This window comes from Chitinimonas sp. (assembly GCF_041904975.1).
Lineage (GTDB): Bacteria > Pseudomonadota > Gammaproteobacteria > Burkholderiales > Chitinimonadaceae > Chitinimonas.
In genome coordinates this window covers 1-8,682 of the sequence record NZ_JAYRLZ010000183.1, presented here as the reverse complement: position 1 = coordinate 8,682, position 8,682 = coordinate 1, and the positions used below count along the sequence as shown (strand labels likewise).

Sequence of the window (8,682 nt, the reverse complement as noted above, 5' to 3'; positions counted from 1 at the left end):
GCTGGCACGCATGGCGCCGGCCAGATCGCCGCGCGACAGCACCACCATATCGCCGCTTTCCAGATCGGCCGCTACCGCGCGGTAGGGCAAGGGCAGCTCGTCAAAGCCTTCCGGACTGACGTTGTTGACCAGCTGGCGGATCAACAAATCGACCTTATGGGTACCGATTGCCCCCTTGGGCAGCAGCAGCTGCCCCTGGTCGGACAGACCGAGGCCCATTGCCACCAGCCCCAGATGATCATCCTCCTTGCTGTGATAGCTGCGCTGCTGGCGCGCCGGCCTGTCGTCCAGCACCTCGTCCCAATGGATCGCCTGTACCACCTGGTCCAGCTCTTGTGCGCTGCGGCCGCTGGCATAGATGCCACCCACCAGGGCACCCATGCTGGTGCCAACCACACAATCGAGCGGTATGCGCGCCTGCTCCAGCACCTTGAGCACCCCGACATGCGCCAGCCCGCGTGCGCCGCCTCCGCCCAGCACCAGGGCAATGCGCGGCCGCTCGGCCGCCCACGCATTCAAGCCAGGCGCGAGCAGTGCCAGGCAAAGCAGGATTCTCGGTAAAAAATACAGATTCATTTGCGCGTTTTCTGCTGTGGCAAGGCGGCGATCGCGTCGATGGACTGTTGCATCTCGGCGCGTAGCCAGTCAATGAAATCGGCCAGTACGGTCCGATACGGTGGCGGCATGGCGGTAACCAGCCAATAACGCCAGCTATACGGCAGGTGTATGTCGAACAACTGCACCAGCCGGCCCGATACCAGCTCGTCCTGTACCAGCGAGCGCCGGGTGAGCGCAATGCCGTGGCCATCCACCGCCGCCTGCACTGCCATGCCCGAATCACTGAACATCAAGCCTTGGCTGGGCTCGGGCCAGTCAAGCCCAGCCATCCTGAACCAGGGCTGCCAGGGCTCGCCCTCGCCGCGAATCAGGGAATAGCTCGCCAGTGCTGTGGGGCTGTCCGGCAAGCCGCCGGGCAGATTCGGACTGGCCACCACCAGGTAGTACTCGTCAAAAAACGGCTCGGCATGCACCCCGCTCCAGCCGCCGGGGCCAAGGCGTATCGCCAGATCAATACCGCTGGGCAGCAATTGCTCCACCTGCTTGGACGACTGCAGCCACAACTCCACCTGCGGGTAGCGCTCGATAAAGCGGCCCAGCCTGGGCGCCAGCCAGCGGCCACTGAACGAGGGAACGGTGGTGATGGTGAGCCGCGGCCGCTCGCGCTCCAGCTGGATTTCGCCGAGCTCGCGCGCCACCCCGACAAATAGCCGATTGCAGCTGGCTGCCAGCCGTCGTCCTTCCGGCGTCAGCATCACCCCCCTGCCCTGGCGCACAAACAAGGCATAGCCCAGCTGATCCTCAAGTGACTTGATCTGGTGACTGACTGCACCAGGCGTGACGAACAACTCCTCCGCCGCCCGCGCCACACTGCCACTGCGCGCCGCCGCCTCGAAGGCACGCAATGCAGGCAGGGATGGCAACTTGCCCGGCGCTTCAAATAGTGAATCCAATTCAGCATTTCCATGAAAAAGCATCGATTGTTCGGGCGGGCATCATTGCGGAAAATCTAACCCATTCGAGACCTCACCGGCGGCAACGCCAGAATAGCGAGCTGACAAATGTTGTACGATTTTATCGAATATGAACAGCGCCTGGCCGATGCCGAATTGATCAGCGTACGCGATACCGATGGACTGCTGGTCGAAGTCCAGCAAGGCGCACTTTGGCTCACTGAAGAAGGCGGCGAGGATATCTGGCTTGACCAAGGCGCGCGCTACCAGACACATGGGCGTGGCAAGGTAGTGATGGAAGCGCAGTCGGGAACCCTGATTCGCTGGCGCGCAAACGGCCAGCCCAGCCAAACCAGCCCCTCCCGCCTCAAAGCCTTGTGGAATCGCCTGGGTCTTGGTGTCGGCGAAGCCACCTAAAGCGGCGCTTGAACCCGGCCTGCTTCGCCGGGTTGTCGGGCACATCAAAAACAGCGGCGCACATGAACAGTGCGCCGCTGTCGTTTCTGCATTGCAACGCGAGGCACTCAGCCGGCAAAGCGGCGGTGAAAGCCCAGCATGGCGATGCCGGCCAACAGGCCAGCAAACCCGATCGCCGACCAGCCCGGCAACGACAAGCCCAACATGCTCCAGTCGATCACCGCGCACTCGCCGGTTCCGCGCAGCACCTGAGCCACCACATCACCAAATGGCGTCGTCTCCATCATGCGGAACAGGCCGGCGCCGCATTCGGGCAAGGCCTTGGGCGGGAAGTACTGCAGCAGGGTGTGGCGCACGGCAATGGCAAAGCCGATGCCGCCGAACAACAGGCCCGATAGCGCATAAACACGCGGCGCACGGCCATGCAGGGCGGCCAGCAGGCTGATGGCGCCAACCGCGATAACGAACACGCGCTGGAACATGCACAAGGGGCATGGGTTCAGGTAGCGGTAGTACTGCAGATACAGGGCGGCACCCATCATGGCAGCGCACGCCAGCGAAATGGCGAGAAAGCCCAGGCGGCGGGCGGTGGATTGGGTCATCGGAATACAGGCAGGAAGTGGATCAAGGAGACTCGGACATCAACATGGCGCGACTGGTTTCATCCAGATCCAGCGCAATATTGTGGGCCGACAATACCCGACTATCGAGCGGACGGACAATCTTCAGGTTGAGAAACAACTTTTCGGCGCTGACCGCATAGCTGCCGACGATCACCGCCTGCACATTGTGCGATAGCGATAAATCCTTCACCTCGCGAGACAGCAACAGCTCGCCACGCCCTTCCTGCACAAACACATTACCGCGCAGTTTCAGCTCCACCAGGCCATAGCCCTGCTGGGTGAAGCGGCTGGCCACCTGCTCGGCCAGCATGCGGCCCATGGTCGAAGTGGTGGTGAGCCGGTCGATGTCGACAAAGGTCGATACCAGTAGCGGCGCATCCTTGGGCAGCGCCGGCTTCACCATGGCCAGCAGCTGGTCGGCAGCATCATAGCTGGCACGGATGGTCGGATTGCGGGCTCCGGCCTGGTAATTGGCACAGGCTGACAACAAGCAGGCCAGCCCGACTACAAGCATGCGGATCAAACGCCCCATCATGGCCGCCCCGTCACGCCCATCGCCTTGGTCGGCGTGGGTGGCACCGGCTTGGGCGGTGGTGGCGGCACCAGCAGCGCCTCGTCATACAGCGCGGTATCGCTCTGGGTTACCCAGTAGGCATCGGTATTGCGGTACAGATAGCGGCTGCCATTGCCGATCGAGGTGGTCACCACCACCTGCATGCCGCTGGCAGGGCGCACCGACTGCACTTCAAAATCGAACATCAGCCCGGCGCCTTCGCGGCGCTGCGCTACCGTGAGGCCCATCCGGGTCAGATCGCTTACCAGAAACTGGCGCAAGGCCAGCGCAAACGGCGTGGGCGCCTTCGCTTCGGTGACATAGATCGATTTGCTGGCCAGCTCGCTCACCTGCGACGCGCGCTGCGACACCCGGTGTGCCGCATCTCGCGCCAGTTCGCCCCAGTCCGATGGCGCGCGCAAATCCATGGTGCCGGCATAGGTCTGATTGGCCACACCGCCACGGCGTATCGCCGCACCCAGGTCCTGCAAACGGGCGCAAGATGCCAGCAGCAGCAATGAAGTCAGCAAAGCAATTCGGCGCAACACGGCATCAATCCTTGCTCTGAGGGGATTGCTCGGGATCATAGCCGAGAAAGCGCAGGATGTCCGCGCGCCGCCGCATCGCATCGGTGTAACCCAGCTCGATCAAATCCCGCGAGTATTTGCGGTCAAACAACAAGTAGGAAGCCAGCACCGAGCCCTGCCGGCGCAGCGCGCCCAAGCCGCCCAGCACAAAACGCAGGGTCCACGGGAAGTGCCCGGTATGACGCGAGGCGATCAGTTCCAGCGCCTTGGACGGCGAAATCACCAGAATATCCACTTCGCGCAGCGCCACATCGCGGCGTGCCTTTACTTCTTCCGGCACAAAGGACAGGGTGCGGTTGACCCGGGCAATGCGCTCCAGATCGACTTCCATGCCATCGATAAACACGCTGTTCATCAAGTGCCCCGCCACCTGGGCCAGGGTCGGATAATCCTGCGCATACAGGCGCTCGGGCGGCTCTTCGCGGGTAGTGGATACGCCGATCACCAGTACCTTTTGCGCTCCCAGATGCAGGGCCGGGCTGATTGGGGCCACCTGGCGCACCGAGCCATCGCCAAACCATTCGCGATTGATCTGCACCGCTGGGAACACAAACGGGATCGCCGAGGTCGCCATCAAATGCTTGAGCTCGATGCGGGTGCGGGCGCCGACGCGCTGGGCGCGATTCCAGCCCTCGGTATCTGGCGAGGCCTGGAAAAACGACACCGACTGGCCCGAGTTGTAGCCCGAAGCGGTGATGCTCAATGCACGCAAGTGATCCTGATCGATCGCCTGCTGGATGCCGTCAAAATCAATCAGCCGCTTGAGCAATTCTGCCAGTGGCGAGTTATCGAGAAACGAGCGCGGATTCTTGCGGCCCATGCCGCCGGTGAGCAAGGAGCTGAGCCAGTGGAAGAAATAGCGGGCAATGGTGCGAAAATCGGTGTGATAGACATCGCTGACCGACAGGTTTTTCCACACATATTCGAGCTTGCACACCGCCTTGCGGAAATTGCCACTGCCTGACGCCAGCGAGGCGGCATTGATGCCGCCGGCCGAAGTGCCGGCAATGATCGGAAAGGGATTGGGCGCATCAGGGGGAAGCAGCTTGGCAATGGCGCGCAATACACCGACCTGGTAGGCGGCACGGGCGCCGCCGCCGGACATGATCAGTCCGACTACAGCTCTGGCAGGCTTCATGACTCTCCTCGTTATTGTATTGTCCGCCCGCAAGCGGCCGACCCTGCCAGCATAGTTCACGCCATGGCAAACAAGCCAGCTACGCCATCTGTCGGATGATCGGACGAATTACGGTATAATCGATTTTTGCCGCCAAGGACTTAGCCATGCGTGTCATTCAAAAAGCGCTGACCTTCGACGACGTCCTGCTCGTCCCCGCTCACTCCACCGTTCTGCCGCGCGATGTCGATCTGTCGACGCAACTCACGCGCAAGCTACGCATCAATCTTCCCTTGCTGTCGGCCGCCATGGATACGGTGACCGAGGCGCGCCTGGCCATCGCCCTGGCCCAGGAAGGCGGCATCGGTATCGTCCACAAGAACCTGCCGGCGCGCGCCCAGGCGCATGAAGTCAGCAAGGTGAAGCGCTACGAAAGCGGCGTGGTCAAGGACCCGGTCACCATCCGCCCCGATATGCTGGTACGCGATGTACTGGCCCTGACCCGGCAACACCGTATTTCCGGCCTGCCGGTACTTGAGGCCAATGGCCAGGTAGTCGGCATCGTCACCAACCGCGACCTGCGTTTCGAAAGCCGCCTCGATGCACCGGTATCGAGCATCATGACGCCGCGCGAGCGCCTGATCACGGTGCGCGAAGGCGCCAGCATCGACGAAGCACGCGAACTGATGCATACCCACCGCCTCGAACGCGTGCTGGTGATCAACGACGCCTTTCAGCTCAAGGGCCTGATCACCGTCAAGGACATCATCAAGACCACTGAACACCCGATGGCCGCCAAGGATAACCAGGGCCGCCTGCTGGTCGGCGCGGCAGTGGGCGTCGGTGGCGACACCGACGAGCGCGTCGCCCTGCTGGTAGAAGCCGGCGTTGACGTGATCGTGGTCGATACCGCACACGGCCACAGCCAGGGCGTGCTGGACCGGGTGACCTGGGTGAAGAAGCAATTCCCGCAGGTTGAGGTAATCGGCGGCAATATCGCTACCGCCGCGGCGGCACGTGCCCTGGCCGATGCCGGCGCCGATGGCGTCAAGGTCGGCATTGGCCCCGGCTCGATCTGTACCACCCGTATCGTCGCCGGCGTCGGCGTGCCTCAGATCAGCGCGGTGGCCAATGTGGCCGACGCACTGGCCGGCACCGGCATACCGCTGATTGCCGACGGTGGCATCCGTTTCTCCGGCGATATTGCCAAGGCCATTGCTGCAGGCGCTCATGCGGTCATGCTCGGCGGTCTGTTTGCCGGCACCGAGGAAGCACCGGGCGAGGTGGAGCTGTTCCAGGGCCGCTCCTACAAGAGCTACCGTGGCATGGGCTCGCTGGGCGCCATGACCCAGGGCTCCAGCGATCGCTACTTCCAGGACAATGTGAACAACGCCGACAAATTCGTGCCGGAAGGCATTGAAGGCCGGGTGCCTTACAAGGGACCACTGGCCGCAGTGATCCACCAGCTGGTCGGCGGCGTGCGCTCCTCCATGGGCTATGTCGGTTGCCCAAGCATTGCCGCAATGCGTGAACGTGCCGAATTTGTCGAGATCACTTCGGCCGGCATGCGCGAATCGCATGTGCACGATGTGCAGATCACCAAGGAAGCACCGAACTATCACGTTGATTGATACGGTTTAGTCTGTGGCAAAAAGCCCCGTGGATCACGGGGCTTTTTGTTGCGCGCTGCCCGCCTTTCTCTGCCACCCATCGCGAGTTACGCCATAATGCGCGCTCGATCCAGCATGCCCCAGCCATGTATCTGAGCCATTTCGCCCTGAGCGAGCCACCGTTTTCGATTGCGCCCGATCCGCGCTACCTGTTTATGAGCCAGCGCCATAAAGAAGCACTGGCGCATCTGATTTACGGCTTGAGCGGCGATGGCGGCTTCGTGGTGCTGAGCGGCGAAGTCGGTGCCGGCAAGACCACCGTCTGCCGCTGCCTGCTGGAACAGATCCCGCCCGACTGCGACCTGGCCTATGTATTCAACCCCAAGCTGACGGTGGACGAGCTGCTGGCCACCCTGTGTACCGAGTTCGGCATCGCCCTGCCCGCCGCGCCGCAGGGCAGCAAAATCCTGGTTGACGCCTTGAACGCCTTCTTGCTGGAAGGTCACGCCAAAGGCCGCCATGCGGTGTTGATCATCGACGAAGCGCAGAATCTATCGCCCGAGGTGCTGGAACAGATGCGCCTACTGACCAATCTGGAAACCAGCCAGCGCAAACTGTTGCAGATCATCCTCGTCGGGCAGCCGGAGCTGGATCAGATGCTGGCCAAGCCGAATCTGCGCCAGCTTGCGCAACGGGTGGTGGCCCGCTATCACCTTGATGCACTGAGCCGCGACGAATTGGCCGCCTATATCCAACACCGGCTACAGATTGCCGGCTGCCAGCGCGCCCTGTTTCCTGCCAGTCTTGTCGCCACCCTGTATCGCCTGACCGGCGGCGTTCCGCGCCTGGTCAACCTGCTGTGCGACCGCGCCTTGCTCGGCGCCTATGTCGAAGGCAAGCACGCAGTCAGCAAGGATATTATGTTGCGTGCCGCCGGCGAGGTCTTGCCGCTGCATCGCCCGGCTACACCGCCACGCAGTCGCTGGCCGTGGCTCGCTGCCTGCGCCGTCCCTGTACTCGCTGCTGCCGCTGCTTGGGCGATTTACCAACAGCCGCCACGGCCGGCGCAACCCACATCCAAAGCCACGCCAGCCCCGGCCGCCCGTGATGTAGCCAAGCCCTTGCCGACCAGCGAAGCGCCACCGCCCGTTCTCGCCGCACCTAAGGAAAACACTCCTGCAGCAACAACCGTGGCGAGCCAGGCAAGCGCAGTGACTGTCGCCGACCGTATCGACTGGCCCGCTGATCAGCCACGCGACCTGAGCCTGGACCTCGCTTTCGCCGCACTGTATGGCAGCTGGGGCACTACCATGCCGGCCACCGAACACTGTCCGGCTGTCACCAGCCTGCGTTGCCGCCATGGCCGCGCCAGCCTTGATGAATTGCGCCAGCTCAATCGCCCGGCCTTGCTGTATCTGAACGACGAGCAAGGCCAGGCCTTGCATGGCGTACTGCTGCAGCTGGCCAAGGACAGCGCCACCCTGGTGGTGGCAGGCCATCCGCAAACCATCAGTCTGTCGGCACTGGCCGCACACTGGTCCGGGCGCTACACCTTGCTGTGGCGCGCACCCGCTTATTTGCCGGATAACTTCCGTGGCAAGGAAAGCGGCCAGGCTATCGCCTGGCTGGCGCGGCAACTGGCACTGAGCGAAGGCAAGCCAGCCGACAGCAAACCACCGCGCCAGCTCGACGACGCCATGCGCGATGCCATCCGCCGCTTCCAGTTCGACCACGGCTTGCCGCCAGATGGCCAGGTCGGCGCACAAACCCTGATACGCCTGAGCGCCGCCGGTGACGATGCCGCACCGCGTCTGGTCCGGGAGCAACGCTGATGTCCTATATCCTCGAAGCCCTTAAAAAAGCCGACCGCGAGCGCCAGATGGGTGCGGTGCCTACCTTGCAGACGCCGGGCACCGAAATGAGCGCCGCCCGCCGCCCGCCCTATGGCCTGCTGGTACTTGCCGCCCTGGCGCTAGGCGGTGGCGGCCTTGCACTCGGTATGTTGCAGCCATGGCGCAGCCAGACTACCGAACCGCCGGTCCACGCAGCTGTCCCGGCCACCATCCCGGCGGCGCCAGCGGCCGCGCAGATGGCTGCAGCGTCGGTTCCGCCAACGGCAACGCCGGCAAAGCAACTACCGCTTGCTGCAAATCCGGCACCACTCAATCCCGTGCCTGCTGTAGCGCCCCCGACCCAACCCGCCCCCGAGGCGCCGCTGCCAGACCATATCGCCACCCTGGAGATGCTGCCTGCCGAGGTGCGAC

General features: G+C 63.2%; 9 protein-coding genes and 1 pseudogene. 4 read left to right on the top strand and 6 right to left on the bottom strand.

Going from position 1 to position 8,682, the window contains the following annotated elements:
* A partial coding sequence (locus ACE3OH_RS15605; RefSeq protein WP_374354899.1) for a patatin-like phospholipase family protein occupies positions 1 to 576 on the bottom strand: 576 nt, incomplete at its 3' end.
* Entirely contained in the window at positions 573 to 1,511 is a 939-nt protein-coding gene (gene gcvA, locus ACE3OH_RS15600) for a transcriptional regulator GcvA (RefSeq protein ID WP_374354896.1), read from the bottom strand. The genes ACE3OH_RS15605 and gcvA, both read right to left, overlap by 4 nt.
* A gap of 108 nt (positions 1,512 to 1,619) precedes the next feature.
* On the opposite strand from gcvA, the gene ACE3OH_RS15595 reads away from it, so the two are divergent.
* On the top strand, positions 1,620 to 1,928 hold the full coding sequence (locus ACE3OH_RS15595) for a DUF2917 domain-containing protein (RefSeq protein WP_374354893.1): 309 nt from the start codon (positions 1,620 to 1,622) through the stop codon (positions 1,926 to 1,928).
* 107 nt (positions 1,929 to 2,035) lie between these two features.
* On the opposite strand, the gene ACE3OH_RS15590 is transcribed toward ACE3OH_RS15595, so the two are convergent.
* From ACE3OH_RS15590 to ACE3OH_RS15575, 4 genes are read right to left on the bottom strand one after another with little or no spacing between them, the layout of a single operon-like run.
* Positions 2,036 to 2,530: a disulfide bond formation protein B gene (locus ACE3OH_RS15590; RefSeq protein ID WP_374354890.1), complete on the bottom strand. Its 495-nt coding sequence runs from the start codon at positions 2,528 to 2,530 to the stop codon at positions 2,036 to 2,038.
* 22 nt (positions 2,531 to 2,552) lie between these two features.
* Positions 2,553 to 3,065, bottom strand: a complete 513-nt coding sequence (locus ACE3OH_RS15585) for a FlgO family outer membrane protein (RefSeq protein ID WP_374354902.1) — start codon at positions 3,063 to 3,065, stop codon at positions 2,553 to 2,555.
* Between the two features lie 17 nt (positions 3,066 to 3,082).
* The gene (locus ACE3OH_RS15580; RefSeq protein ID WP_374354886.1) at positions 3,083 to 3,652 is read right to left on the bottom strand and encodes a hypothetical protein; all 570 of its coding nucleotides are present in this window, start codon (positions 3,650 to 3,652) and stop codon (positions 3,083 to 3,085) included.
* Positions 3,653 to 3,656: 4 nt separating this feature from the next.
* A complete protein-coding gene (locus tag ACE3OH_RS15575; RefSeq protein ID WP_374354880.1) occupies positions 3,657 to 4,829 on the bottom strand; it encodes a patatin-like phospholipase family protein in 1,173 nt (390 codons plus the stop codon).
* Positions 4,830 to 4,975: 146 nt separating this feature from the next.
* Between ACE3OH_RS15575 and guaB the strand changes: the two genes are divergently transcribed.
* The 3 genes and pseudogenes from guaB to ACE3OH_RS15560 form a co-directional block, all read left to right on the top strand.
* Positions 4,976 to 6,439, top strand: a complete 1,464-nt coding sequence (gene guaB / locus ACE3OH_RS15570) for an IMP dehydrogenase (RefSeq protein ID WP_374354877.1) — start codon at positions 4,976 to 4,978, stop codon at positions 6,437 to 6,439.
* 125 nt (positions 6,440 to 6,564) lie between these two features.
* Positions 6,565 to 8,250 (top strand): AAA family ATPase, encoded by a 1,686-nt coding sequence (locus ACE3OH_RS15565; RefSeq protein WP_374354874.1) that lies wholly within the window; start codon positions 6,565 to 6,567, stop codon positions 8,248 to 8,250.
* Positions 8,250 to 8,682: pseudogene (locus ACE3OH_RS15560) on the top strand (hypothetical protein); the annotation flags it as partial. The gene ACE3OH_RS15565 and the pseudogene ACE3OH_RS15560, both read left to right, overlap by 1 nt.

Bases quoted from the DNA above. Each gene is read 5' to 3' on its own strand.
- ACE3OH_RS15595 (WP_374354893.1), top strand. From the start codon at position 1,620: ATGTTGTACGATTTTATCGAATATGAACAGCGCCTGGCCGATGCCGAA.
- ACE3OH_RS15590 (WP_374354890.1), bottom strand. From the start codon at position 2,530: ATGACCCAATCCACCGCCCGCCGCCTGGGCTTTCTCGCCATTTCGCTG.
- ACE3OH_RS15585 (WP_374354902.1), bottom strand. From the start codon at position 3,065: ATGCTTGTAGTCGGGCTGGCCTGCTTGTTGTCAGCCTGTGCCAATTAC.
- ACE3OH_RS15575 (WP_374354880.1), bottom strand. From the start codon at position 4,829: ATGAAGCCTGCCAGAGCTGTAGTCGGACTGATCATGTCCGGCGGCGGC.
- guaB (WP_374354877.1), top strand. From the start codon at position 4,976: ATGCGTGTCATTCAAAAAGCGCTGACCTTCGACGACGTCCTGCTCGTC.
- ACE3OH_RS15565 (WP_374354874.1), top strand. From the start codon at position 6,565: ATGTATCTGAGCCATTTCGCCCTGAGCGAGCCACCGTTTTCGATTGCG.